Origin of the sequence: Hoyosella sp. YIM 151337 (genome assembly GCF_026041215.1) — a bacterium.
GTDB lineage: Bacteria > Actinomycetota > Actinomycetes > Mycobacteriales > Mycobacteriaceae > Hoyosella.
Window position 1 is genome coordinate 94790 of record NZ_JAPEIQ010000004.1, and the last position, 24257, is coordinate 119046.

The following is a 24257-nucleotide window of genomic DNA, read 5'->3' on the forward strand; positions in this document are numbered from 1 at the left end:
TCCAGTTCCTCCTTGGCATCCGCTATTTGATGCCGATTGGGGTGTTGTGAGGGTGCCTACCGAAGTAGACACCCTCACACCGATTACTTCGAGTAGAACTCGACGATGAGCTGCTCCTGCAGCGGAATGTCGATCTGCGCGCGATCCGGTTCCTTGTGGACCAGGATGCGGAGCTTCGACGGAACCACCTGCAGCCAGCCCGGAGCCTGACGCTCGGTGATGAGCTCGCGTGCGAGCTGCATCGGCACGGTCTCAAGCGACTGCGGACGAACATCGATGATGTCGTACTGCGAGACGCGGTAGCTCGGAATGTCGACGCGCTGATTGTTCACGAGGAAGTGACCATGCGTCACAAGCTGACGTGCCTGACGGCGCGTACGGGCGAGCCCAGCGCGGTAGATGACATTGTCGAGGCGGGTCTCGAGGATACGGAGCAGGTTCTCACCCGTCTTACCCGGACGGCGCACAGCCTCCTGGTAGTAGCGGCGGAACTGCTTCTCCATGATGCCGTAGGTGAAGCGAGCCTTCTGCTTCTCCTGCAGCTGGAGCAGGTACTCGCTCTCCTTGATCCGCGCGCGGCCGTGCTGGCCGGGCGGGTACGGGCGACGCTCGAAAGCCTGATCGCCACCAACGAGGTCCACCCGGAGACGACGGGACTTGCGGGTTACAGGACCGGTATAACGTGCCATTGTTTGACCTTCCCTTCCTGCTAGACCCGGCGGCGCTTCGGCGGACGGCAGCCGTTGTGCGGCTGCGGCGTGACATCAGAGATCGTGCCCACCTCGAGGCCGGCGGCCTGCAGTGAACGGATCGCGGTCTCCCGGCCAGAACCAGGGCCCTTGACGAAAACGTCGACCTTCTTCATGCCGTGTTCCTGTGCCTTGCGGGCAGCGTTCTCAGCGGCGAGCTGAGCGGCGAACGGGGTCGACTTACGCGAACCCTTGAAACCAACGTGGCCGGACGACGCCCAGGAGATCACGTTCCCCTGCGGGTCGGTGATGGACACGATGGTGTTGTTGAACGTGCTCTTGATGTGCGCATGACCGTGCGCGACATTCTTCTTTTCGCGGCGGCGGGACTTCTGCCCCTTCTTACCACCGGTCACTCGTGACTTGGGGGGCATTTCTTACCTTGCCTTCTTCTTGCCGGCGATCGTCTTCTTCGGGCCCTTGCGGGTGCGCGCGTTGGTCTTCGTGCGCTGTCCGCGGACCGGGAGGCCGCGGCGGTGACGCAGACCCTGGTAGCTGCCGATCTCCATCTTGCGACGGATGTTGGCTTGAACCTCGCGGCGCAGATCACCCTCGATCTTGTAGGACCCTTCGATGTACTCGCGAAGCTTCGCGATGTCATCGTCAGTCAGGTCCTTCGTACGAAGGTCAGGGCTGATTCCGGTCGCAGAAAGAATTTCATGCGACCGGGTGCGGCCGACGCCGAAAATGTATGTCAGCGCGATCTCCATGCGCTTATCGCGCGGCAGATCAACGCCCACAAGCCGTGCCATGCGGCTGTTTCCTCTCACGTAGCGGAGGTCTGCTCCCAGTCCGTCCCGAACAGGTGTTCAGGCCCCGGCCTCCGTTCCGGGGGAGTCTGCCCGCGTATCGGGCAGGTGGCGCTGGGAGGTCTTCTTGTGCTGTCTGGCAAGCAGATCGCGAAAAGTGCGGCAGTCATGCCCCCGCAGTCAGGTCAGCCCTGACGCTGCTTGTGGCGCAGGTTGTCACAAATGACGAACACGCGCCCCTTGCGACGGACAACCTGGCACTTATCGCAGATCTTCTTGACGCTTGGCTGAACCTTCACGTCCGTCCAATCTGTTCGGTTGTTTCATCGCACGGCTCGATAGCCCCGCGATGTGCTGGCATTACCAGCGCGATTACTTGTAGCGGTAGACGATCCGGCCGCGCGACAGGTCGTAGGGCGAGAGTTCCACCACTACGCGATCCTCAGGGAGAATCCTGATGTAGTGCTGTCGCATCTTGCCGCTGATGTGTGCAAGGACCTTGTGACCGTTTTCCAGCTCAACTCGGAACATTGCGTTGGGAAGCGGTTCGATGACGCGTCCCTCGACCTCAATGGCACCGTCTTTCTTAGCCATGTCCTCCGCTATCCCGGGCAGAGCTCACCCCGGCCCCTTGTTACCTTTTCATCTGATCCACTCAAGGCGCTTTACGCACCAACGCACCATCTTACGCAGGATCACCGGGGACACCAAATTCGCGCAGTTGAGAACGCCTCCCGCTTGGGGTAAGCGCACGAGAAACGGGACAGACTCACGGTTTGTGCGCGTGAGTCTGTCCCGTTTCTCGTGATTCTGACGGAGGCCCCTATTCCGGTGGGCGCACAGTGAGGATGCGCGGCCCACTGTCGGTGACTGCCACCGTGTGTTCCCAGTGCGAGGCGCGACTGCCGTCCGCGGTGACCACGGTCCACTCATCGTCCAAGATCTCTGTGTCGACCGTGCCGAGCGTGAGCATCGGCTCAATCGCCAAGACCGAGCCGACGACGAGGTGCGGCCCTTTCCCTGGCGCTCCTTCGTTGGGCAGGAAGGGATCCAGGTGCATCTCGTTTCCAATGGCGTGGCCGCCATAGCCATCGACGATCCCGTAAGCGCGACCGTGCTCGCGTTCAAGTTCGCGGGTGCGCGTTTCGAGTGCATGGGAGACGTCGGTCAGCCGGTTTCCCTCGACCATTGCAGCAATTCCCGCGTCCAGGGTGAGCCGAGCCGCCTCGTTGAGGTCGCGATCCGCTTCGCTCAACTCCCCTGCCCCGAACGACCAGGCCGAATCGCCGTGCCATCCGTCCAGGATGGCACCGCAGTCGATAGACACCAGGTCACCAGCCTGAATCACCCGGCTGCCAGGGATACCGTGCACGACCTCTTCATTGATGGAAGCGCAGATCGAGCCGGTGAACCCGTGGTAGCCAAGGAATGACGGCACTGCACCGGCTTCCCTGATCGTGGTTTCCGCCAGCTCATCGAGCTCTTTAGTGCTGACCCCCGGTTTCGCCGCGTCGCGAACGGCTACGAGCGTGGCACCGACGATCGCCCCAGCAGCAGCCATGGCATCGAGCTCACCCGGCGTCCGGAAAGGAACGACCTTACGCTTCCTCAATCGCACGTTCGATCAGACCCGTATCACTTGCCGAGGGCCGACATGGCCCGCTGATTGATCTCTTCGACCTCGCCGATGCCGTTAACCGACTTCACGATGGACGCATAGTGTTCGAGCAGCGGCGCTGTCTCATCGCGGTATACGCGCAGCCGGGTACGAATAACGTCCTCGTTGTCATCCACGCGCCCGCGACCGAGCATGCGTTCTACGACGATGTCTTCGTCGACCACGAAGGAAAGCACGGCATCGAGTTTGGTGCCGAGATCATCGAGGATCTGCTCGAGCGCCGCAGCCTGATCGACCGTGCGTGGATAGCCGTCGAGCAGGAAACCATTTGCCGCATCGGGTTCGCCGACGCGCTGCTCAACCATCCGGTTCGTGATCTCGCTGGGCACGAGTTTGCCGGCGTCCGTGTACGCCTTGGCCTCAAGTCCAAGCGGAGTGCCCTGGCCGATGTTGGCGCGGAACAGATCGCCTGTGGAGATGTGCGGGATGCCCAGCTTCTCCGACAGGATCGCTGCCTGCGTTCCCTTGCCGGCACCGGGAGGACCAAGTAGTACGACTCTCACTTCAGGAACCCTTCATAATTGCGCTGCATCAGCTGGCTTTCTATCTGCCTTACTGTATCGAGTGCCACGACAACCATGATGAGTACCGCCGAACCACCGAACGGAATGCTCTGGACGTCGCCCTGCCCCGCATTGAGGAAGACATTCGGGAGAACCGCGATGGTGCCCAGGTATATGGAGCCTGGAAGCGTAATCCGGTTCAGCACGAAGGAAAGATATTCGGCGGTGGGACGCCCTGGCCGGATGCCCGGGATGAAGCCGCCGTACTTCTTCATCTCCTCGGCGCGATCATCCGGGTTGAAGGTGATCGACACGTAGAAGAATGTGAAGAACATGATGAGCAGGAAGTACACGATGATGTACACCGGGCTGCCGGGATTCATCAGGTGTTCTGTCATGAACCGCTGCCACGCGGGCGGCTCTTCCTGCCCCACCGTCAGCTGCACCACCAAGAACGGCATGTACAGCAGCGACGACGCGAAGATGACTGGGATAACGCCGGCCTGATTGACCTTCAGCGGCAGGTACGTAGAGGTGCCGCCGTACATGCGGCGGCCAACCATCCGCTTGGCGTATTGAACCGGGATCCGCCGCTGCCCCTGCTCGACGAACACGACACCTGTCACGATGACCGCGGCTGCGATACACACCAGGGTGAAGGTAACCCCACCACGGCTCTGCAGGATGTTGTTGCCCTCGACCGGGATCATTGCGGCGATGCCCGCGAAGATCAGCAAGGACATGCCGTTTCCGACGCCGCGCTCAGTGACGAGTTCACCGAACCACATCAGCAGTGTTGCACCGGCCGTCATCACGAGAACGATCACGAGCAGGCCGAAGACGCTCGTGTCGGCAATGATGTCGAGTTCACAACCCTGAAGTAGCTGGCCACGCGACGCGAGCGCGACGATACCTGTGGCCTGCAGCATGGCCAGCGCCACCGCGAGGTAGCGCGTGTACTGCGTCATCTTCGCCTGACCGCTTTGGCCTTCCTTGCGAAGCTGCTCGAACTTCGGGATAACCACAGTCAGCAACTGAACGATGATGCTCGCCGTGATGTACGGGATCACGCCGATCGCGAACACGGAAAGCTGAAGCAGTGCGCCGCCGGAGAAGAGGTTGATGAGCGAGTACAGGCCAGCAGCATCACCGCCGGTAGCGCGCTCCACGCAAGTCTGGATGTTCGCGAAGTCAACTCCGGGCGAGGGAACCTGCGCGCCAAGCCGGTATAGGACAACAATCCAGAGCGTGAAGAGAATCTTCCGCCTCAGGTCTGGTGTCCTGATGGCCGTAACGAAGGCGGAGAGCAACGATCCTCCTGGCTAGGACGGAAATATCGGGCAGCGAGATGTCAAACAGGCAGGTGCATGTCTCGCGAGTCTGGTCAACTCTAACAGCATCTGGGGACGCACCTCCGGCACCGCAGCGAGTGCTCACCGTGGCAGCCTCGGAAGCCCCCGCTGCGAGACCGCCGCAGACAGGCCAAGAGGCCGTCAGGGATGTCCCTCACGGCCTCTCGTCATGTCTATAGGCGGTCCGGGTGGAGTATCACAGCTCCGTGACGGATCCGCCTGCAGCAGTGATCTTCTCCTTGGCGGCACCGGAGAACTTGTTCGCGGTGACCTGAACAGCCACCGAGATGTCGCCCTCCGCCAGCACCTTCACCAGTTCGTTCTTGCGGACCAGACCGGCCTTCACGAGATCCTCGACACCGATGGTGCCGCCCTCGGGGAAGACACGAGCGATGTCGCCCACGTTCACAACCTGATACTCAGTGCGGAACCGGTTCTTGAAGCCCTTGAGCTTAGGCAGCCGCATGTGCAGTGGCATCTGGCCACCTTCGAACATCACGGGCACCTGCTTGCGAGCCTTGGTGCCCTTGGTGCCGCGACCCGCGGTTTTACCCTTCGAGCCTTCACCGCGGCCCACGCGGGTCTTGTCCTTCTTCGACCCCTCGGCGGGACGAAGGTGGTGCAATTTGATCGGCATGATCAGACCTCCTCAACTTCTACGAGGTGGCGCACCACGTGGATTAGCCCCTTGTTTTGCGGGGTGTCCTCGCGAACCACCGACTGGCGGATCCGCTTGAGACCAAGGGTGCGCATGCTTTCGCGCTGCTTAGGGTTAGCGCCGATGACGCTCCGCACCTGGGTGATCTTCAGTTCGGCCATTGTTATGCCCCCTGCCCTGCGCGTGCGCGGAGCATACCTGCGGGTGCAACGTCTTCGATGGGAAGACCGCGGCGGGCGGCAACTTCTTCCGGACGCTGCAGCTGCTTGAGTGCTGCCACCGTCGCGTGCACAACGTTGATGGCGTTGTCGCTGCCCAGCGACTTCGAGAGGATGTCGTGAACACCAGCGCACTCGAGAACGGCACGCACCGCACCGCCGGCGATAACACCGGTACCGGGGCTTGCCGGGCGCAGGAGCACGACGCCCGCTGCGGCTTCGCCCTGCACCGGGTGGGTGATGGTGCCTGCGATGAGCGGCACGCGGAAGAAGTTCTTCCGGGCCTCTTCGACGCCCTTCTGGATGGCCGCGGGAACTTCCTTGGCCTTTCCATATCCAACGCCCACGACACCGTTGCCGTCACCGACGACGACAAGGGCGGTGAAGCTGAAGCGGCGACCACCCTTGACGACCTTGGCGACTCGGTTGATCGCAACTACGCGCTCAAGCTGGTTCGACTTCTCGGCTGCCTGGCCGCGCTGGTTGTCGCCACCGCGGCGGTCGCGGCGCTCCCTGCGGTCGTCACCACTTTGATTTGAACTACCGGCGGGTCCGCTGCCGCCGTCACGCCGACCACGTCCCGGCATTAGGCTTTCCTTCCGTTCGTACGATTTGGTGTGTTTCGGGTGGTCATCATGATCAGAACTTCAGTCCACCTTCACGTGCAGCATCTGCCAGGGCGGCGATGCGGCCGTGATAGTCGTAGCCACCCCGGTCGAACACCACCGTATCGACTCCGGCTTCCTTGGCACGCTGTGCGATCAGTTCGCCGACCTTCTGGCTGCGAGCCTTCTTGTCGCCCTCGACCGCGCGCACGTCTGGTTCCATCGATGACGCGGCGGCCAGCGTGCGGCCGGCTAGGTCGTCGATGACCTGAACGTGAATGTGACGCGACGAGCGGTGCACAGCGAGACGGGGACGCTCCTGGGTTCCAGACACCTTCTTCCGCAGGCGGAAGTGGCGGCGGGCACGCGAGATGCGCCGCTGCGTCGAAACATCGGTGCCGAGCGGCTTGCGCTTCGGCTGGCCTGTTGCTTGTGTTGCCTGGCTCATGGTTACTTACCCGTCTTTCCTTCCTTGCGACGGATTTGCTCGCCGGCGTAACGGATGCCCTTACCCTTGTACGGGTCCGGACGGCGCAGCCGACGGATGTTGGCAGCGATCTGCCCCACCTGCTGCTTGTCGATACCCGAGATCGAGAACTTGGTGGGTGACTCGACCTTGAAGGTGATCCCTTCAGGGGCCTCAATCGGCACCGGGTGGCTGTAGCCGAGGGAGAACTCGAGGTTGCTTCCCTTCTGCTGCACGCGGTAACCCACGCCATGGATCTCCATGTTCGTGGTGTACCCCTCGGTGACACCGACGATCATGTTGTTGATCAGTGTGCGAGAGAGTCCATGCAGTGCACGGCTCTTGCGCTCATCGTCGGGCCGTGACACCGCAATCGCACCGTCGTCATCACGCGCGATCGAGATCGGCTGCGCAATGGTCAGGTTGAGGGTGCCCTTCGGTCCCTTGACGACAACGGACTGTCCGTCGATGTTGACGTCGACACCGGAAGGAACTGGTACGGGGTGCTTTCCAATACGTGACATGTCGTGGCCTCCCTCACCAGACGTAGGCGAGGACTTCCCCGCCTACACCCTGAGTCGCAGCCTGACGGTCTGTGAGCAGGCCCGAGGACGTGGAGATAATCGCCACGCCCAGGCCACCCAGCACCTTCGGCAGGTTGGTGGACTTTGCGTACACGCGCAGACCCGGCTTCGAGACACGGCGCAGACCAGCGATCGAGCGTTCACGGCTGGGGCCGTACTTCAGCTCGACTACCAGTGACTTCCCGACGCGAGCAGGCTCGGTGCGGTATTCAGCGATGTATCCCTCGCGCTTCAGGATCTCGGCGATGTTCGCCTTCAGCTTCGAGTGCGGCATCACGACGGTGTCGTGGAATGCCGAGTTTGCGTTGCGCAGACGAGTCAGCATGTCTGCGACCGGATCGGTCATGGTCATGGGAGTGACCTACTCACCTTTCTCGCCACGGTTCCCAGCAGGGGCCTGCAGCGAAGTGGAAATTGATAATTGTTGCAAGTTCACCAGGACGACTTGTGCACGCCGGGCAGTTCACCCTTGTGCGCCATCTCGCGGAGGCACACACGGCACAGTCCGAACTTGCGGTAGACCGAGTGGGGACGGCCGCACTTGTTGCAGCGCGTGTACGCACGAACGGCGAACTTCGGCTTGCGAGCGGCCTTGATTACCAGTGCTTTCTTAGCCATTGGATGCTCAGCTCTCCTTGAATGGGAAGCCGAGGTGCTTCAGCAGCGCACGGCCTTCTTCGTCGTTGGTCGCGGAGGTCACAACAGTGATGTTCATGCCGCGAGGGCGGTCGATCGAGTCGACGTCGATCTCGTGGAACATCGACTGTTCGTTGAGACCGAAGGTGTAGTTTCCGCTGCCGTCGAACTGCTTCGGAGAGAGACCGCGGAAGTCCCTGATGCGCGGCAGTGCGATGGTGACCAGGCGGTCCAGGAATTCCCACATGCGGTCACCGCGAAGGGTGGCGCGCGCACCAATGGGCATTCCTTCGCGCAGCTTGAACTGCGCGATCGACTTGCGGGCCCGGCGGACCTCAGGCTTCTGGCCGGTGATCAGTGAGAGGTCACGGACAGCACCGTTGATCAGCTTGCCGTCACGCGCAGCGTCGCCGACGCCCATGTTGACGACAACCTTGACGACGCCGGGGATCTGCATGACGTTGGCGTACTTGAACTCGCTGTTCAGCGCGTCCCGGATCTCACTGCGGTAGCGGGTCTTGAGGCGCGGCTGTACTTCGGCCTTGTACTTTTCAGTGTGCGAGGGAGCAGTCATGATCAGATGTCCTTCCCGGTCTTGCGGGAGATCCGAACACGCTTTCCGGTCTCCTCGTCAGTGCGGTATCCCACCCGGGTCGGGTTGCCATCAGCATCGAGCACCATGACGTTGGAAACGTGGATCGGCGCTTCCTGGGTGACGATGCCACCGGTCTGCGCGCCGCGCTGGTTTGCCGAAACGGGGGTGTGCTTCTTGATACGGTTCACGCCCTCGACGAGGACTTTTTCGGTCTTCGGGAAAGCCTGAATGACTTTGCCCTTAGCTCCTTTGTCCTTGCCTGAGACGACGAGCACGGTGTCGCCCTTACGTACCTTCATCACAACACCTCCGGCGCAAGCGAGACGATCTTCATGAAGCGCTTGTCGCGAAGTTCACGACCAACGGGTCCGAAGATGCGGGTGCCACGCGGGTCCGTCGCATTCTTCAGAATGACGGCGGCGTTCTCATCGAAGCGGATGTACGAACCATCCGGCCGACGACGCTCCTTCTTGGTGCGAACGACGACAGCCTTGACGACCTCGCCGCGCTTGACGTTGCCGCCGGGGATGGCTTCCTTCACCGTCGCGACGATGACATCACCCACACCGGCGTAACGGCGTCCAGAACCACCGAGAACGCGGATGCACAGAATCTCCTTCGCACCCGTGTTGTCGGCGACCCGAAGCCGCGATTCCTGCTGGATCACTGTTTTCTCCTGAACCTGGATTTACACGTGGCAGATTTCCGACCTGGCCACGCACGGTCCTTCTCTGCCTGTTGGCCCGCTGACGCGGAGACTGTCGGCGCACTGCCCGCCACGGCTTTCACCGGGGCGGGCAGCACGCACGTCGCAGTCATTTGACCCACAATCACTTGGCCTTTTCGAGAACCTCGACGAGGCGCCAGCGCTTGGTCGCTGACAGCGGACGGGTCTCCATCAACTGCACGCGGTCACCGATGCCGGCGATCCCGTGCTCGTCGTGCGCCTTCACCTTGCTGGTGCGGCGGATGACCTTGCCGTAAAGCGGGTGCTTTACGCGGTCTTCGAGCTCAACGACGATTGTCTTCTGCATCTTGTCCGAAACCACGTAGCCGATGCGCGTCTTGCGGCGGCCACGGGGCTTCTCGGAAGCGGCTTGATTCACGCTCTTGTCCTCACTCATGCTGCGTCACCAGCGGTCTCGGTCTCCGGTCCTGAAGCGAGCCCGAGTTCACGCTCACGAAGCACCGTGTAGATCCGTGCGATGTCCTTGCGGACGGTGCCCAGACGACGGTTGTTGTCGAGCTGCCCGGTTGCCATCTGGAAACGCAGGTTGAAGAGCTCTTCCTTAGCTTCGCGCAGCCGCTCCACCAGCTCTTCTTTGGTGAGTTCACGAAGCTCTGAGGCTTTTGTTCCGGTAGCCATCAGAACTGTCCCTCCCTCGTCACGATCCTGCACTTCATCGGGAGCTTGTGGATCGCGCGGCGCAATGCCTCACGAGCCACCTCCTCGTTGGGGTATGACATTTCGAACATCACGCGACCGGGCTTGATGTTCGCGACCCACCACTCGGGCGAGCCCTTACCTGAACCCATGCGGGTTTCGGCTGGCTTCTTGGTCAGCGGCCGGTCGGGGAAGACGTTGATCCACACCTTGCCACCACGACGGATGTGCCGGTTGATCGCGATACGTGCCGACTCGATCTGCCGGTTCGTCAGGTACGCAGGCTCGAGCGCCTGAATACCGTAGTCACCGAACACAACCTGGGTACCGCCCTTGGCGAGACCCGTGCGCTTGGGCTTGTGCTGCTTGCGGTGCTTCACCTTGCGTGGGATCAGCATCGTCAGGCCTCCTTGCTTTCACTTGGCGCAGACGCAGCACCAGCAGTCGCATCAGCGGTCTGACGCTCCGCACCTGCGGCTGGTGCACCTGCACCGCCACGGCGGGGACGCGACGGACGCTCGCGGCGCGGGCGGCGATCCTCACCGGGGACGACGACGTCGGCTTCACGGCGGCCGCCGACCACATCGCCCTTGTAAATCCAGACCTTCACACCGATGCGGCCGAAGGTCGTCTTTGCCTCGTGGAGGCCATAGTCGATATCGGCACGCAGGGTGTGCAGCGGTACACGGCCTTCGCGGTAGAACTCCGAGCGCGACATTTCCGCACCGCCGAGACGGCCGGAGCACTGCACACGGATGCCCTTGACGTGCGGGTGGCGCATCGCAGACTGGATTGCCTTACGCATGGCGCGACGGAACGCGACACGGTTCGACAGCTGCTCCGCGATTCCCTGCGCAACAAGCTGAGCGTCGCTGTCAGCGTTCTTCACCTCGAGGATGTTGAGCTGAACCTGCTTGCCCGTCAGCTTCTCGAGCTGGGCGCGGATACGGTCCGCTTCGGTGCCGCGGCGGCCGATCACGATGCCCGGACGCGCGGTGTAGATGTCGACACGCACACGGTCACGGGTGCGCTCGATCTCGACCTTCGAGATACCGGCCCGCTCAAGTCCTGACTTGAGGAGCCTGCGGATCTCGACGTCTTCTTTCACATAGTCCGCGTACTGCTTGTCCGCGTACCAGCGTGACTTCCAGTCCGTGGTGATACCGAGGCGGAAGCCGTGCGGGTTGATTTTCTGGCCCACTACTGAGCTCCCTTCCGGCGGTTGCGGTTGCCTGAGGCCTTCGACGGCACGCTTTCGACCACCACAGTGATGTGGCTGGTGCGCTTACGGATCCGGAAGGCCCGGCCCTGTGCGCGCGGCTGGAAGCGCTTCATCGTGGGGCCTTCGTCGACGTAGGCCTCCGAGACCACGAGGGTCCGCGGGTCGAGACTCAGGTTGTTCTCGGCATTCGCGACGGCACTTGCGAGCACCTTGGCGACCGGTTCGCTCGCCGCCTGCGGGGCGAACTTGAGAACGGTCAGCGCGTCAGCAGCATCGCGGCCGCGGATCAGATCCACGACGCGACGCGCCTTCATCGGCGTCACGCGCACGAAGCGAGCCGTTGCCCGAGCGGTCGGGTTCTCGGTCGCAGTGTTGTTGTTGCTCATCGGCGCTTGCTCTTCCGGTCTTCCTTGATGTGGCTCTTGAATGTCCGGGTCGGCGCGAACTCGCCGAGCTTGTGACCGACCATGTTCTCGGAGACGAACACCGGAACGTGCTTGCGGCCGTCGTGGACCGCAAATGTGTGACCGATGAAGTCCGGGATGATCGTCGAACGGCGTGACCAGGTCTTGATGACCTGCTTGGTGCCCTTGTCGTTCTGTGCGTCCACCTTCGCGAGGAGGTGGTCATCGACGAACGGGCCCTTCTTAAGGCTGCGCGGCATCTTTCACTCCCTCCTAGCGCTTCTTGCCTGTGCGGCGGCGACGGACGATCATCCGGTCGCTTTCCTTCCGCCGGCGGGTACGTCCCTCCGGCTTGCCCCAAGGGCTCACCGGGTGGCGGCCTCCAGAGGTCTTGCCTTCACCACCACCATGCGGGTGGTCGATCGGGTTCATGACCACACCGCGGACGGTTGGGCGCTTGCCCTTCCACCGCATGCGGCCGGCCTTGCCCCAGTTGATGTTGGCGTGTTCGGAGTTGCCGACCTCGCCGATGGAGGCGCGGCAGCGAACGTCCACGTTGCGGATTTCACCGGACGGCATACGCAGCTGCGCGTACGGACCATCTTTAGCCACCAGCTGAACCGAGGCGCCCGCACTGCGTGCGATCTTGGCCCCACCGCCAGGGCGGAGTTCGATCGCGTGGATGACGGTACCGGTCGGGATGTTGCGCAGCGGCAGGTTGTTGCCTGGCTTGATATCTGCGTTTGGCCCGGACTCGATGATGTCGCCCTGCTTCAGCTTCGCGGGAGCGATGATGTAGCGCTTCTCACCGTCGACGTAGTGCAGCAGCGCGATCCGCGAGGTGCGGTTGGGGTCGTACTCGATGTGAGCGACCTTCGCGTTGATGCCGTCCTTGTCAGCGCGGCGGAAGTCGATGACGCGGTAGGCGCGCTTGTGTCCACCACCCTTGTGCCGGGTTGTGATCCGGCCGTGAGCGTTACGGCCACCAGACTTGGTCAGTGGGCGAACCAGTGACTTCTCCGGAGTGGAGCGCGTGATGTCAGCGAAATCTGACACGCTCGCACCCCGGCGGCCCGGGGATGTCGGCTTGTACTTACGGATTGCCATGAGTCTCGTCCTCTTTGTTTCTTCAGTCCCAGTCGCTTTGGCCCAGCGGGCTTAGGCGCCTGGACCTCCGAAGAGCTCGATGGGCTTGCTGTCTGCCGTCAGGGTGACGAATGCGCGCTTGGTGCTCGCACGCTGGCCGAACCCAAAGCGGGTGCGCTTCGTCTTACCCTGCCGGTTGGCGGTGTTCACGCTCACGACCTTCACACCAAAGATCTTCTCGATGGCGATCTTGATCTGCGTCTTGTTCGCATCCGGGTGCACGAGGAAGGTGTAGGTGCCTTCTTCGATCAGCCCGTACGACTTCTCCGAAATGACGGGCTTAAGGATGACGTCGCGAGGATCCGCGATTGTCTTGGTGCTGCTAGTCACTTCCACTCCTCCTCAGCTGCTGCTGCACCCGACTTGGCGGTCCGTGCGGCGACAAACGAATCGAGGGCCTCAACGGTGAACACAACATCGTCGCTGTCCAGCACGTCATACGTGTTGAGCTGGTCAGGCGCGATGGGGTGGACGTTGTCGAGGTTGCTCACGCTCAGCCAGGCAGCCAGATCTTCACGGCCGGCGACAAGGAGGAGCTTCTTCCGGTCGCTGATTTCCGCGAGGAACTTCTTGGCAGCCTTGGTCGATGGCGCCTGACCCGGAACCAGTTCTGTGATCACATGGATGCGCTCGCTGCGTGCACGGTCGGAGAGTGCGCTGCGCAGTGCTGCTGCGATCATCTTCTTGGGGGTCCGCTGGCTGTAATCACGCGGCTTCGGTCCATGCACGGTGCCACCGCCCACGAACTGCGGCGCGCGGGTCGAGCCCTGACGCGCACGGCCGGTGCCCTTCTGGCGGTATGGCTTCCTGCCACCGCCGCTGACCTCACCGCGTGTCTTCGTCGAGTGCGTACCCTGGCGTGCTGCCGCGAGCTGAGCGACAACAACCTGGTGCATCAGCGGGACGTTCACAGGGGCACTGAAGATCTCCGCGGGGAGGTCAACCGTGCCGTTGGTGCCGCCCTCTGGGGTACGGACATCCAGGGTCAGGTTGGTCGAAACTTCTGTGCTGGTCATGTTCACTCGCCACCCTTCACAGCGGTCTTGACGACGACAAGGCCGCCTTTACGACCCGGGATGGCACCCTTGATGAGGAGCAGACCAGCGTCGGTGTCGACCTTGTGAACCTTCAGGTTCTGGGTGGTCACGCGCTCGTTGCCCATACGGCCAGCCATGCGCATGCCCTTGAAAACCCGGCCCGGGGTGGCACAGCCACCGATGGAGCCTGGGCGGCGGTGCACTGCCTGCGCACCGTGCGAGGCGCCCTGGCCGCGGAACCCGTGACGCTTCATGGTTCCCGCGAAGCCCTTGCCCTTGCTGATGCCGGTGACATCGACGAACGTGCCGTCCGCGAAGACGTCTGCCGTTACTTCCTGGCCAACCTCGTACTGCGACGGGTCTGCGACTCGGAGTTCAACGAGGTGGCGACGCGGAGTGGCGCCTGCCTTCGCGTACTGCCCAGCAACCGGCTTGGAAACCTTGCGGGGGTCGATTGCACCGTATGCGAGACGGATGGCGTTGTAGCCGTCCTTCTCCTCGGTCCGCACCCCGACAACAACGCACGGCCCAGCCTTGACGACGGTTACCGGCACAACGCGGTTGCTGTCGTCGAAGACCTGGGTCATGCCGAGCTTGCTGCCCAGGATGCCCTTGATCTTTGCTTCGTTTTGCTTAGCCATTTCAGGGTGTCTCCACTGCGTCTTTCACGATCACTGGATGTTGACGTCGACGCTCGCCGGCAGGTCGATCCGCATGAGCGCATCAACCGTCTTCGGCGTCGGGTCGAGGATGTCGATGAGACGCTTGTGAGTGCGCATCTCGAAGTGCTCGCGCGAGTCCTTGTACTTATGCGGCGAGCGGATGACGCAGTACACGTTCTTCTCGGTCGGCAACGGCACCGGGCCGACGACCCTAGCACCCGTACGGGTCACCGTCTCGACGATCTTGCGCGCTGACGCATCAATCGCCTCATGGTCGTAGGCCTTGAGCCTGATGCGGATCTTCTGTCCCGCCACGCTTGTGTCCTTTTCCTTGCCGCTGTCGCTGTGACCCGGTGGGTCACACCTCTTCGATGTTGTGGCCACCGGGGCCACCCCTTCGATGTCGTGCGAGCCGTCTCCAGCTCACAGACGCCATTCCAGACGAACCGCAGTACGCGGGCGCGTGCCAGATTCGATCCGCTGCCGCTGTTCACCTGTCATGGTTCTCCGGTCCACGCGGTCGGGCGTGTCGCCCCTCCGCGCATTCGAATGCCCTGATGGGCATGCCGAACTCGGTCCGGATGCGCCCATACGGGCGCTCGGTTGTCTCTCGTTACTAGCTGCACCGCACATCACCTCGCGGTGACACCCGGCTGACTCGCACAATCGCGCGAATCGCAGCACTGACTAGTGCCTGAATAACACCGGGGCACGCCCGGGCCACTCAAGGCAACCCGAACAGTATGCCTCACGAGCCGTGATCAGCCAAATTTGGGCTCCGACCTGCGACCCACGCTGGCCGCAACCGCCCTATCGAGGACGCACCCACGTCGTGATGCGAGCATTCACGACCTCGACGCCGTTCTTGTCCGCGATGGATACCGTCACCACGATATCCGTGCCTTCCGTAAGCGCGGCGAAATCCGTCGGATCGATGGTGGCCGTCGCGGTGAGACCGGAAGGCGCTTTGGCGAGGTAGTCCACGGCCATGCCCTTGGGGATCCATTGGTGAGTCGGGGGCACCGTCACTTCCATCAGCACGCCCATCGCGGCCTCCGCGAGGTTACACATCGCAATGGCATGAAATGTGCCGAGATGATTGTGCACACCCAGCCACTTGGGCGAGCCCATGACGACGCGGCCAGGTTCGGCACTCTGCACCACCGGAACGACCGTCACGAAGTATGGCGCCTTGGCCCACACACCTGCCGAGAATGCAAGCCGCCCCACACGGTTGCCCCGCAGTTTCTTCCAGAGGCCGAACACCTTCGTCTCGGACGTGTTCGTACCTGCAATCTCACCTGGTGTGCTCACGAGCGAGAGCATACGCCGCAATAGCGGCGCAGGCTAGCGGAGATTAACTTCATGACGGGGCTCACGCGGTGGGCGCGCGGAGTAGCCTGATGATCAGCAGCGGCAGCGGACGACAGCCGATGCGGTGATGAGGGAGGCATGGATGAACAGCACTGCGGTAGGGCTTTTCACTGGTCTGCTCCTCGCTCTGGCGTTCATACTCGGCGGCGGCAGCGGCCTTTTCCTCGCGTTAGCGTTCGGCGCCGCCGGACTCGTGCTGGGCGCCCACCGGGACGGCTACATCGACCTCGGCGCGCTGCTGCGGAGCCGCGGCCGTGGGTGAGCAGGCTCCCCCACCGCGCGAATTGGCCGTGACTGATACGACGCTGGACGCCGCGGAGCGCGGGGCGCTGATACTCCGTGATCGCGTCTTCACGCGCGTTGCGGTAGCCACCGCTCGCTCCATGCCGGGCGTGGTGACGCATCGGGCGCGTTTTGCGCGACGCGACTTGCCCCGGGCTACTACCACCTTCGACAGCGCCTCCCGCAATACACCGGAAGGCGCGCATGTGACGCTTGACCTCGCAATGTCATGGCCAGCACGCGTCTCGCAACTTACGCACGATCTCCGCGCCCGAGTCTCCAGTGATATCGCCCGAGTCGCCGGAGCCCCGCCCCGCCGCATTGATATCCGGGTAACAATGTTCACGGGTGCTGGGGCCGAGCACGCCGCGACACTGGACGGGCCTGAGGAACACCCTCCCCATCCCGCAACCGTGCCCCGTGACCCGCTGTCCGCCCCTGCCGCACGCTATTTCGCACTGGCCGTCGGCGCCGTCCTCATCGTGCTCGGCGCGATCGGTATTCGCGATTACCTCATCGTGCGTGAAATCCTGCCCGGCGACGTGTGGATCACGCCGGCGCTCGACGCCGTGCTAGCCGCGGTCTGGCACCCGTGGATGTACGCGGTGGCGGGCACAACCCTGGTGATCGGCGTGTTCTGCCTGCTCGCCGCTGTCCTTCCGCGACGAAAGACGCACAGGCGGCTCACCACCGCAGACCCGGCGTGGATGCGCCCCACCGATATCGCACGCCGGTGCAGCGCGCTCGCCCGCGAGGTATCCGGAGTCACGTCCGCCCGTACGGAGGTGACGCGCAAGCGGGCGACCGTCACCGTTATGGCATTGAACCCTGGCGCCCCAGGGCTCGCACAAGCTGTCAAAGACCGTGTGACCTCCGGCCTCGACCTGCTTGAATCGCCGCTGCAGGTGAAGGTCCGGCTGCGACCCGCACTCAAGCGCGGCGGAACACGGTAACGAGATGACCACCGCCGTCGTGCTCACCAATCGTTTCATCAGCGCATTCGCTGGCATTCTGCTAGCCGGGGCCGCCCTGCTCGCGCTGGGCAACCAGGCAGGCTGGATGTGGGCGCGCAATGTCCTGGCTACCGTTGACACGACCGCGCTGCTCGGCGCGACGGACGAAACCTGGTGGCCGCGCGCAGTATTCGGCGTGTCGGTGGCGGCGCTTCTCGCTGGCGCCGTCATCGTGGCGTTTGTGTTCTGGCCCGACCGCATCGGCCCGGTCGACCTGGACCCAGACAGCTCCGGCGGACACTTGACGATCGATTTGCGCGCACTAGCCAGCGCGGCGGTGCGGGACCTGCACGGGCGCCTGCCGTCCGCGATCGACGTGCACGCGCACCCGTTTCTCGACCGTGGGGTGCCGACGATCCGGCTCACCGTCGTCTTGCCCGGCACAGCCGACCTTCATCGGGCCGCTGATGCTGTCGCAGCTTCGGTGGACGACATCGTGTTCGCTCTCGACGCGGCGCCGATCGCGGTTCCCGTGTTCTTCGAGATCAGCCGTCCAGGCAGCAAGGTCAGGACTTCAGGAAGTCAATGATCAATTCGTTAACTTCCTCGGGCCGTTCCAGTGCGCCATAGTGCCCGGCGTCTGCCACTTCGGCATAGCGCGCACCCGGGATCGCATCAGCGACTTCCTTCGCCAAATGCGGCGGGATCAGCCGGTCATCCAGGTAACCGACGGCGAGCACCGGAACGGTAATCGCGCGATACGCTCCGAGGCGGCTCGGGAAATCAGCCAGGCCCATTTGCGCGCGCACTCCCGGCGATGTTGCACCGCTCGAATATTCGATAATCGCGAGCCAATCCTGCGCCCTCTGATCCTCGCGCAATGTGGCAGGTGAAAGATTCATGATTGCGTTCACCGCCGCGTGGTAGGCCGGGGGCAGCGTCACATTATTGTCGTAAATCTCACGTTCGCCCTGCGAAAGCGACTTGATAACCGGGTCAACGCGGGCATGGGCGGTCAGCAGCACCGCCTTCTTCACTAATTCAGGACGCGCAAGGCACAGTTCCTGGGTGATGCGTGATCCCAGCGAGGTGCCCACCACGTACGCGGGGCCGTCGCCAAGGTGCTCGATCAGCGCAGCAGTATCGTCGACCATGTCGTCGATGGTGAATCCGGCTGCGCATTCATCACTCGGTGCGATCCCGCGGTTTTCGAAGGTCACCGCGGTATAGCCCGCTTTCACAAGCGCGGGCACCTGGTACATCTCCCATACCCGGCCTGGGCTGCCGGTGCCCATCACGAATACCACGAGCGGGCCGTCACCGTGGACTCGATAGCTCAGCCGGATTCCATTCAGCTCGGCAGTTGGCATAAGCCGCATTTCTCCTTAGAACTTTGCTGTGCGGTGAGCGACACTCGTGACCGGCAAGTAACGTAGGCGCCGAGGGCTACGATAAGCCCGTTGCCTGTCCGATCAATACATCTTGTAGATGGTCTTCCGGTCAAGCAACGCGCGGTCTCTTAGTATTGGCCGCAGGCGCTGCCCAGCAGAATGCCGGATGGCACTCCAGCCGGACACACTGTGTGGGGACTTGCGCCACACCTGACCGCTAAACAGGAGTTTGGATGCGTTCATCGCCGGAGACCGCCGTGCTCGTCGACGACGTGGTCAAGACGTTCGGTGACGTCACCGCCTTGAGCGGAATCAGTTTTTCCGTGCCCAAGGGAACCGTCCTCGGTGTGCTCGGCCCCAACGGTGCCGGGAAAACCACCACAGTCAGCATCCTTTCCACACTGCAGCGCCCCGACTTCGGTAAAGCCTGGGTCGCCGGGTATGACGTCGTCGAGCAGGCCGCCCAGGTGCGTCGTTCGATCATGCTCACCGGCCAGTACGCCGCGCTTGACGAAACACTGACGGGACGCGAAAACCTGCAGCTTTTCGGCCGCTTGATGGGGCTCAACCGAAAGGCAGCGAAGGCGCGGGCAGACCAGCTTCTCAGCGCGTTTGAGCTCGAATACGCGGCCAACCGCCGGGTAGGCGGCTACTCCGGCGGTATGCGCCGCCGCATCGACATCGCCTGCGGCCTCGTCACGCGGCCTGAAGTCGTGTTCCTCGACGAACCCACAACAGGTCTTGACCCGCGCAGCCGCCAGGCCGTGTGGTCATTGGTGAGCGAACTCAAGAACGAGGGCATCACCGTGCTGCTCACCACGCAGTACCTCGAAGAAGCCGACCTGCTGAGCGACAACATCATTGTGATCGACAAGGGCACCGTCATCGCGGAGGGCACAGCGAACGAACTGAAGGAGCGCACCGGCGGCACGTTCTGCGAAGTTGTGCCGCTGGAGCCGAGTCAGCTGCGCAAGATCCAGCTGCTCGTCGCGGACCTCTACCCCGCTGGCACCGTTCCCGCAGATATCGCCGACGATGCCGACCGAATCGCGATTCCGGCCGAGGACGGCCCTGCCACCCTGAGTGAAGTCCTGCGGCGGCTCTCGTCAGAAGGGATCGAACTTGAGGATGTGGCACTGCGCCGCCCCTCACTCGACGACGTGTTCCTCGCACTCACCGGTCATGCCAGTGGGCAGAAGGACAGCAAATGACATCTGGAGTCATTTCACTGTCACTGGACTCGGAAGAGAGCCTCGGGCATCGCGCGGCGCCGCTGCGTCAGTGGGCCGCGCTGAGTTCTCGTTCGCTGCGGGAGATGGCCAGAAACGGTGACTTCATCATCGCGCTCATCACTCCTGCGATCTTCACGCTGGCGTACTACGTTCCGTTGCGCACGATGCTTGAGCTGCCGAGCTATATGGGCGGTGGCGGCGTCCGGAACTACGGCCAGTTCGTCGTGCCGCTCATCGCGTTCGGCGCAGTGGCTCTCACCATGCAACAGGCCGCGCTGAAGGCGGCGAAGGACGCCAAACAAGGGATGACCGCGCGGTTGTACACCATGCCGATCCCGCGGGTCGTCCCGCTGATGTCTCGGATGAGCGGAAACTTCCTCCGCGCCGCGGTGGCGCTGACCGCTGCAATTGCCTACGGACACTTAATCAACTTCCGGTTTGAAGGCGGCTGGTTACATGCCGCGTTTTTCGTGGCATTCGTGTTGTTCGTCGGTGTCAGTCTGATACTTGGCGCGGACGCACTGGGCACGCTCACCGCGAACCCGCGGGCGGTGACGCAAGCGCTCACACTCCCCATCCTCATCTTCGGCATGATGTCGACCGGTTTGATTCCAGAAACAGGATTCCCCGAGTTCGCGCGCCCGTTCGTCCGCAACCAGCCCGTGTCACAGTTCGCCGAAACGATGCGCGCTTTTGCTGGCGGAACCGCCACTCTGGAAACAGTGGGACCGGGGCTCGCATGGGCGGTCGCGGTCTTTGTTCTGCTCGGCGGCCTTGCCGTGTGGGCAGCAGTGCGGAGGAGGTGACGCATGGAAAAGAACCCCCGTTTGCATGAAGCCACGCGGTTCCCGAGTCTCGACTACACACATCCCGAGGGATCGCTGCGCGCCTACGTGCGGCACAGCCTGCTGATGACCCGGCGCCTGCTGGTCATCTGGAGCCGTGATCCGCTCACGATGGTCCAGGCGGTCGCTTACCCCGCGATCATGCTGGTGATGCTGTGGATGGTCATCGGTATCACGATGGAAGGCTTCTCCAACGAGCCTGCGGCGTACCGGTTCGCTCCCCTGATGTCGCTCGTCGCGGCAATGGTCGGATCAATCGCGGGTGTAGTCCTGGTGATCCAGGAACGGGAGAATGGGGTCCTCAGCCGCTACTGGTCGTTGCCGATCCATCGTGCTGCCGATCTGACCGGCCGATTGCTGGCAGAAGCTGTACGAATCGTGTTGACGACCGTCCTGATCCTCCTCGTCGCCTATCCCCTCGGCTTCCGCCTTGAAAGCGTCACGTCAGCGCTGGCGTTCCTTGCCGTCCCGCTGATGTTCGGCATTGGCTTCGCCACCCTCGCGACCGCCTGTGCGCTGATAACGACGAAACAAACGCTGATTGCGGCACTGCAACTGTTCATCATGTTCGGAATGTTCTTCAGTTCCGGGTTCGTGCCGCTGCAAGCGTTCCCCTCGTGGGCACAGCCGGTGGTGGAGAACCAGCCGCTTTCGCATGCCGTTGAGGCGATGCGCGCGATCGCGCTGGGACAGGATTACGGGTCGCCGCTGATACGGTGCGCCCTTTGGTCGGGTGGCCTGGTGGTGCTGTTCGCCGTACCTGCGATTGTTGGGTACCGGAGGTCCGCCGCAAGCTGAGCGCTTCCCGGCACCGCATGTGCGCACAAACGAGCAGCAAACGAGCCTAGAACCTGCACTTCCGTGCACACATGCGGCGCCGCGCGCGCCATCACCATCGCTTCCGCACCACTGCCCAGGTTCGCGCCGGTGGCTAGCACATACCGAACGGGACATGTCACGCGTACAAGCAGCGGACCGAGCCAAGCGGAGGTCTCGTTGATCTCGGCGACTTTCTGCTTCACCAGTGAGGCCGTGGCACGGGAGTTCCACCGTCGCAGACATTGGGCCGACGCCACTCGTGTGCACAAACGAGCAACTATCGAACTGAGAAACTACGCTTTCCTGCACACATGCGGGCCGCGCGGGCCGTACTCACATAGAAGCAGCTGCGCGGCTGTAGCGCGGGAGTTCCGCGGCCGGTGCGCCAGTCGCTTGCTGGCGGCGCGCAGCGGCGGAACACAGCCGCTCTTCGAATAGCCTGAGGACGATTGCTTTGCGCTCTTCCCCAGCAGTTTCCGTGCGCTTTGCGGTCTCCGGATCGGCCCCATCGGGCGCACTGATCGCGGCAACGATGCTGGATAACCGTGTCGCGAGTTCCTGGGCGCCGTTATCGCCATCCCCGGAGAACACGGTGGCCGCGAGCGCGAGCAAAACGGCAGAACCCTCGTCGATGTCGCCCTCAAAGGTTTGTGTCCAGATATCTCGGGCAGCGTCAATAAGCTTGGCAAAGGAGACTTCAGCCCCTTGTTCGCCCACTGATCCGGAATTCGGCGCGACCGCCGCGGCAGTAGAGATCAAGCGGTGAAGTGTCCACGTCCTCACTTCGTCATCCACTTGCAGACCTACCTCATTCGACCGTGCGAACAACAACGAATTCCAGTAACCAGCTTTCTCGAGTGTTCCGACATGGCAGCTGCCCGTTCATATCTCGGAGCGCGGCCGTAAACGCAAGCCGGGATACAACGGTCAAGCACTGGTCCGAGACTACTGGCACGCGTGGCTGAAGTGACCCCTGTTGTTCATACGAAGTGGTTACGAAACGGGTACAGGCAGTTACATTTCCGGATCTGCGCAGCCACCGGTGACGCTGTTCCGAGGTCAGACCCCAAGTTTGACGAGTTCCGACAGCTCAGATTCAAGGAGCGCGATGTATGTGTCGCCGTCGCGGATGGACGCTGAGTCGTACAGCGCATTGACAGTGACGACGTCACCGAGAGTCGTGACGGCATGTGCCAGCGGCACACCATCGGTAAACGGCAACCCGAATGAGGCCACGGAGCGAGCCTCACCGAAATACATAGGACGGCTGCCGCGCGGTACATTCACAACCGCGGCATTAACTGCAGCCCGGCCTCCCGAGAGCATGGCCAGCACCTTCGGAATGAACAGCGGCGGAATGCTCTGAAGCGCGCGTTCAACCGGTACCTTGGGACCGGTTCGGATTCGATGCTTTACGGCGGCCGTCTGACCCGCGACGTAGGCCAGTCGGTCACGACTGCTCTCAAGGTGCACACCGAAAGGCACTGCTGCCATGGTGAAGTCATTGCCCACGAACGGTGAATGAGGACGCTGGGCGGTGGCGACAGTGATAGCGCAGCGCAGGTCCGCATCAGGCAAGGGGCCGGATTCGCGCAAGTACGTCCGCAACGCGCCGCCTACTGCCGAAATCAGAACATCATTGATCGTGGCTCCCGGTACGGTCGCACGGGCGCGCTGAATGTCTTCTAGGGACGCGGCGAATGCACGGTAGCCGAGCGGCCCACCGGCGCTGTCGATGGCCGTCTGTGGGGCCGGACCGCGCATTGGCGTCATCTCTGTGGGAGCTCTATCGTCTGCACTTGCGTTCTTGCCGCGCGCCGCTACAGCTTCCCTGAGATTCCGGGCGAAGCGCGCCGCTCGGCTCGGCGCCTGAGCGACTGCGTCAGCCAGCAAGCCAACGTTCCCGCCTGACGGGGTCAGGATCGCCGCCTTACGGCCGACACCAACCTCAGTTACTGGCGCCTCAGGGAAGAGCAGGCGCCCGAGCGCCACGCTGCCGGCGCCGTCTGTAACCGAATGGTCAAGCTGTGTCACGACGCCGAGGAACTCCCCCGCCGCGCCGGGGATTTCACGGATACCTGTGAACACAGTGATATGCCACGGCGGCAGATCAGGATCGAGCGACGTTTCGCGGATACGCGCGAGCTCATCTCGCAGCTCTACCCAACCGCCCGAGCCCGGGGCCGTTCGCAGCGTGACGTGGTTGGCGACGTCGAAGTCGGCAACGGGCACTAGGCGGCTGCTGCCTGCCGCGAGCGGGGTACGTGCGACACGGCACTTGAAGTAGGGAAGCCCACTAATCCGCGCGGCGACATAGTCGCGAACGGCGTCGGCGCTGGGCGGTGCGCCATGGCGAAAGCCAGCATCAAAAACGGTGAAATTCACCATCGTGGTGCTGCCCACATGCTTACCGATGTGTGTGATCCAAGTTCCGGCGTCATCCAGCTTCACGGTCAATCCCCATTAGTTGCGTGCTTACCTGTGCCGAATGCCCTCTTGCGGCCCAGTCCTTCACCCAAGATCGCACCAGCTCGCACTAGACCCTAACGGCGTGGCCTGGCCTTCGCGCAGCGGCGGGGATTGCCGTCCAATATGCGGGGTTTGAACCCGGGCTAACGCCGCAAGGGCGACACGCCGGACAACCAGTAGCGCACCGCGGACGGCGCGAGTAGCGTCACCGGCAGTACTGCGACGGCCGTCACACCTGCCGCGC

General features: G+C 62.8%; 39 protein-coding genes. 6 read left to right on the forward strand and 33 right to left on the reverse strand.

Translation table 11 applies throughout. The features are described 5' to 3' along the window. Positions 1-83: 83 nt before the first annotated feature. From rpsD to ONR57_RS01120, 30 genes are all read right to left on the reverse strand, one after another. Positions 84-689, reverse strand: coding sequence for a 30S ribosomal protein S4 (gene rpsD / locus ONR57_RS00975; RefSeq protein ID WP_265120946.1), 606 nt, complete (start codon positions 687-689; stop codon positions 84-86). A gap of 20 nt (positions 690-709) precedes the next feature. Next, positions 710-1123 carry a 30S ribosomal protein S11 gene (gene rpsK, locus ONR57_RS00980; RefSeq protein ID WP_265120948.1) on the reverse strand — a complete coding sequence of 138 codons (414 nt, stop codon included), beginning with the start codon at positions 1121-1123 and terminating at the stop codon, positions 710-712. A gap of 3 nt (positions 1124-1126) precedes the next feature. Continuing rightward, positions 1127-1501, reverse strand: a complete 375-nt coding sequence (gene rpsM / locus ONR57_RS00985) for a 30S ribosomal protein S13 (protein WP_265120949.1) — start codon at positions 1499-1501, stop codon at positions 1127-1129. 182 nt (positions 1502-1683) lie between these two features. Continuing rightward, entirely contained in the window at positions 1684-1797 is a 114-nt protein-coding gene (gene rpmJ / locus ONR57_RS00990) for a 50S ribosomal protein L36 (protein WP_074390888.1), read from the reverse strand. A gap of 73 nt (positions 1798-1870) precedes the next feature. Then, positions 1871-2092: a translation initiation factor IF-1 gene (gene infA / locus ONR57_RS00995; RefSeq protein ID WP_005443304.1), complete on the reverse strand. Its 222-nt coding sequence runs from the start codon at positions 2090-2092 to the stop codon at positions 1871-1873. A gap of 229 nt (positions 2093-2321) precedes the next feature. Continuing rightward, a complete protein-coding gene (map, locus tag ONR57_RS01000; protein ID WP_265120953.1) occupies positions 2322-3116 on the reverse strand; it encodes a type I methionyl aminopeptidase in 795 nt (264 codons plus the stop codon). A gap of 17 nt (positions 3117-3133) precedes the next feature. Then, positions 3134-3679 (reverse strand): adenylate kinase, encoded by a 546-nt coding sequence (locus ONR57_RS01005; protein ID WP_265120954.1) that lies wholly within the window; start codon positions 3677-3679, stop codon positions 3134-3136. Then, positions 3676-4989: a preprotein translocase subunit SecY gene (gene secY, locus ONR57_RS01010; protein ID WP_265120955.1), complete on the reverse strand. Its 1314-nt coding sequence runs from the start codon at positions 4987-4989 to the stop codon at positions 3676-3678. The genes ONR57_RS01005 and secY overlap by 4 nt, the downstream gene beginning before the upstream one ends. 238 nt (positions 4990-5227) lie before the next feature. After that, entirely contained in the window at positions 5228-5668 is a 441-nt protein-coding gene (gene rplO / locus ONR57_RS01015; RefSeq protein ID WP_265120956.1) for a 50S ribosomal protein L15, read from the reverse strand. Positions 5669-5670: 2 nt separating this feature from the next. Then, a complete protein-coding gene (rpmD, locus tag ONR57_RS01020) occupies positions 5671-5850 on the reverse strand; it encodes a 50S ribosomal protein L30 (protein WP_265120957.1) in 180 nt (59 codons plus the stop codon). A gap of 2 nt (positions 5851-5852) precedes the next feature. After that, entirely contained in the window at positions 5853-6494 is a 642-nt protein-coding gene (gene rpsE, locus ONR57_RS01025) for a 30S ribosomal protein S5 (RefSeq protein WP_265120958.1), read from the reverse strand. Positions 6495-6546: 52 nt separating this feature from the next. After that, positions 6547-6960 (reverse strand): 50S ribosomal protein L18, encoded by a 414-nt coding sequence (gene rplR, locus ONR57_RS01030; protein WP_265120959.1) that lies wholly within the window; start codon positions 6958-6960, stop codon positions 6547-6549. Between the two features lie 2 nt (positions 6961-6962). Next, entirely contained in the window at positions 6963-7502 is a 540-nt protein-coding gene (gene rplF / locus ONR57_RS01035; protein ID WP_265120960.1) for a 50S ribosomal protein L6, read from the reverse strand. Between the two features lie 13 nt (positions 7503-7515). Next, positions 7516-7914, reverse strand: a complete 399-nt coding sequence (gene rpsH, locus ONR57_RS01040; protein ID WP_265120961.1) for a 30S ribosomal protein S8 — start codon at positions 7912-7914, stop codon at positions 7516-7518. An 80-nt stretch (positions 7915-7994) separates the two neighbouring features. Next, positions 7995-8180, reverse strand: a complete 186-nt coding sequence (locus tag ONR57_RS01045) for a type Z 30S ribosomal protein S14 (RefSeq protein WP_265120962.1) — start codon at positions 8178-8180, stop codon at positions 7995-7997. A 7-nt stretch (positions 8181-8187) separates the two neighbouring features. Beyond that, positions 8188-8772, reverse strand: a complete 585-nt coding sequence (gene rplE / locus ONR57_RS01050) for a 50S ribosomal protein L5 (protein WP_265120963.1) — start codon at positions 8770-8772, stop codon at positions 8188-8190. Between the two features lie 2 nt (positions 8773-8774). Beyond that, positions 8775-9092, reverse strand: coding sequence for a 50S ribosomal protein L24 (rplX, locus tag ONR57_RS01055; RefSeq protein WP_265120964.1), 318 nt, complete (start codon positions 9090-9092; stop codon positions 8775-8777). Then, the gene (rplN, locus tag ONR57_RS01060; RefSeq protein ID WP_265120965.1) at positions 9092-9460 is read right to left on the reverse strand and encodes a 50S ribosomal protein L14; all 369 of its coding nucleotides are present in this window, start codon (positions 9458-9460) and stop codon (positions 9092-9094) included. Before rplN ends, rplX begins: the two co-directional genes overlap by 1 nt. A 163-nt stretch (positions 9461-9623) precedes the next feature. Further along, complete coding sequence (gene rpsQ / locus ONR57_RS01065; protein WP_265120966.1) at positions 9624-9917, reverse strand: 30S ribosomal protein S17; 294 nt, start codon at positions 9915-9917, stop codon at positions 9624-9626. Continuing rightward, positions 9914-10159, reverse strand: coding sequence for a 50S ribosomal protein L29 (gene rpmC, locus ONR57_RS01070; RefSeq protein ID WP_265120967.1), 246 nt, complete (start codon positions 10157-10159; stop codon positions 9914-9916). The genes rpsQ and rpmC overlap by 4 nt, the downstream gene beginning before the upstream one ends. Further along, positions 10159-10575: a 50S ribosomal protein L16 gene (gene rplP / locus ONR57_RS01075; protein WP_265120968.1), complete on the reverse strand. Its 417-nt coding sequence runs from the start codon at positions 10573-10575 to the stop codon at positions 10159-10161. The genes rpmC and rplP overlap by 1 nt, the downstream gene beginning before the upstream one ends. Before the next feature lie 2 nt (positions 10576-10577). Further along, positions 10578-11378, reverse strand: a complete 801-nt coding sequence (rpsC, locus tag ONR57_RS01080) for a 30S ribosomal protein S3 (RefSeq protein ID WP_265120969.1) — start codon at positions 11376-11378, stop codon at positions 10578-10580. Beyond that, positions 11378-11785, reverse strand: coding sequence for a 50S ribosomal protein L22 (gene rplV, locus ONR57_RS01085; RefSeq protein WP_265120970.1), 408 nt, complete (start codon positions 11783-11785; stop codon positions 11378-11380). Before rplV ends, rpsC begins: the two co-directional genes overlap by 1 nt. Continuing rightward, entirely contained in the window at positions 11782-12063 is a 282-nt protein-coding gene (rpsS, locus tag ONR57_RS01090) for a 30S ribosomal protein S19 (protein ID WP_265120971.1), read from the reverse strand. Before rpsS ends, rplV begins: the two co-directional genes overlap by 4 nt. Positions 12064-12076: 13 nt before the next feature. Further along, on the reverse strand, positions 12077-12910 hold the full coding sequence (gene rplB, locus ONR57_RS01095; protein ID WP_265120972.1) for a 50S ribosomal protein L2: 834 nt from the start codon (positions 12908-12910) through the stop codon (positions 12077-12079). Positions 12911-12961: 51 nt separating this feature from the next. After that, positions 12962-13279, reverse strand: coding sequence for a 50S ribosomal protein L23 (gene rplW, locus ONR57_RS01100; RefSeq protein ID WP_265120973.1), 318 nt, complete (start codon positions 13277-13279; stop codon positions 12962-12964). Beyond that, positions 13276-13965, reverse strand: a complete 690-nt coding sequence (rplD, locus tag ONR57_RS01105; protein WP_265120974.1) for a 50S ribosomal protein L4 — start codon at positions 13963-13965, stop codon at positions 13276-13278. Before rplD ends, rplW begins: the two co-directional genes overlap by 4 nt. A gap of 2 nt (positions 13966-13967) precedes the next feature. Next, complete coding sequence (gene rplC / locus ONR57_RS01110; protein ID WP_265120975.1) at positions 13968-14627, reverse strand: 50S ribosomal protein L3; 660 nt, start codon at positions 14625-14627, stop codon at positions 13968-13970. A gap of 30 nt (positions 14628-14657) precedes the next feature. After that, positions 14658-14963, reverse strand: a complete 306-nt coding sequence (gene rpsJ / locus ONR57_RS01115; protein WP_003938093.1) for a 30S ribosomal protein S10 — start codon at positions 14961-14963, stop codon at positions 14658-14660. 495 nt (positions 14964-15458) lie between these two features. Beyond that, positions 15459-15962 (reverse strand): hotdog fold domain-containing protein, encoded by a 504-nt coding sequence (locus tag ONR57_RS01120; protein WP_265120987.1) that lies wholly within the window; start codon positions 15960-15962, stop codon positions 15459-15461. Positions 15963-16104: 142 nt separating this feature from the next. On the opposite strand from ONR57_RS01120, the gene ONR57_RS01125 reads away from it, so the two are divergent. From ONR57_RS01125 to ONR57_RS01135, 3 genes are read left to right on the forward strand one after another with little or no spacing between them, the layout of a single operon-like run. Next, positions 16105-16284, forward strand: a complete 180-nt coding sequence (locus tag ONR57_RS01125) for a DUF2273 domain-containing protein (protein WP_265120988.1) — start codon at positions 16105-16107, stop codon at positions 16282-16284. Positions 16285-16312: 28 nt separating this feature from the next. Next, the gene (locus ONR57_RS23255; RefSeq protein WP_265120989.1) at positions 16313-17257 is read left to right on the forward strand and encodes a DUF6286 domain-containing Asp23/Gls24 family envelope stress response protein; all 945 of its coding nucleotides are present in this window, start codon (positions 16313-16315) and stop codon (positions 17255-17257) included. Between the two features lie 4 nt (positions 17258-17261). After that, positions 17262-17846 (forward strand): hypothetical protein, encoded by a 585-nt coding sequence (locus tag ONR57_RS01135; protein ID WP_265120990.1) that lies wholly within the window; start codon positions 17262-17264, stop codon positions 17844-17846. Here the strand turns inward: ONR57_RS01135 and ONR57_RS01140 are convergent. After that, positions 17824-18627 (reverse strand): alpha/beta fold hydrolase, encoded by an 804-nt coding sequence (locus tag ONR57_RS01140; RefSeq protein ID WP_265120991.1) that lies wholly within the window; start codon positions 18625-18627, stop codon positions 17824-17826. The two genes, ONR57_RS01135 and ONR57_RS01140, sit on opposite strands and share 23 nt — an antisense overlap. Positions 18628-18881: 254 nt before the next feature. Between ONR57_RS01140 and ONR57_RS01145 the strand changes: the two genes are divergently transcribed. Genes ONR57_RS01145 through ONR57_RS01155 form a run of 3 tightly spaced genes read left to right on the forward strand, consistent with a single transcriptional unit; the run spans position 18882 to position 21523 of the window. Further along, positions 18882-19859, forward strand: a complete 978-nt coding sequence (locus tag ONR57_RS01145) for an ATP-binding cassette domain-containing protein (RefSeq protein WP_265120992.1) — start codon at positions 18882-18884, stop codon at positions 19857-19859. Beyond that, positions 19856-20686 carry an ABC transporter permease gene (locus ONR57_RS01150; RefSeq protein ID WP_265120993.1) on the forward strand — a complete coding sequence of 277 codons (831 nt, stop codon included), beginning with the start codon at positions 19856-19858 and terminating at the stop codon, positions 20684-20686. The genes ONR57_RS01145 and ONR57_RS01150 overlap by 4 nt, the downstream gene beginning before the upstream one ends. Positions 20687-20689: 3 nt before the next feature. After that, positions 20690-21523, forward strand: coding sequence for an ABC transporter permease (locus tag ONR57_RS01155; RefSeq protein ID WP_265120994.1), 834 nt, complete (start codon positions 20690-20692; stop codon positions 21521-21523). Positions 21524-21877: 354 nt separating this feature from the next. Here ONR57_RS01155 and ONR57_RS01160 read toward each other — a convergent pair whose 3' ends face one another. Both ONR57_RS01160 and ONR57_RS01165 read right to left on the reverse strand, forming a co-directional pair. Then, positions 21878-22303 carry a hypothetical protein gene (locus ONR57_RS01160; protein ID WP_265120995.1) on the reverse strand — a complete coding sequence of 142 codons (426 nt, stop codon included), beginning with the start codon at positions 22301-22303 and terminating at the stop codon, positions 21878-21880. Between the two features lie 300 nt (positions 22304-22603). Then, positions 22604-23995 (reverse strand): wax ester/triacylglycerol synthase domain-containing protein, encoded by a 1392-nt coding sequence (locus ONR57_RS01165; protein ID WP_265120996.1) that lies wholly within the window; start codon positions 23993-23995, stop codon positions 22604-22606. Positions 23996-24257: the final 262 nt, after the last annotated feature.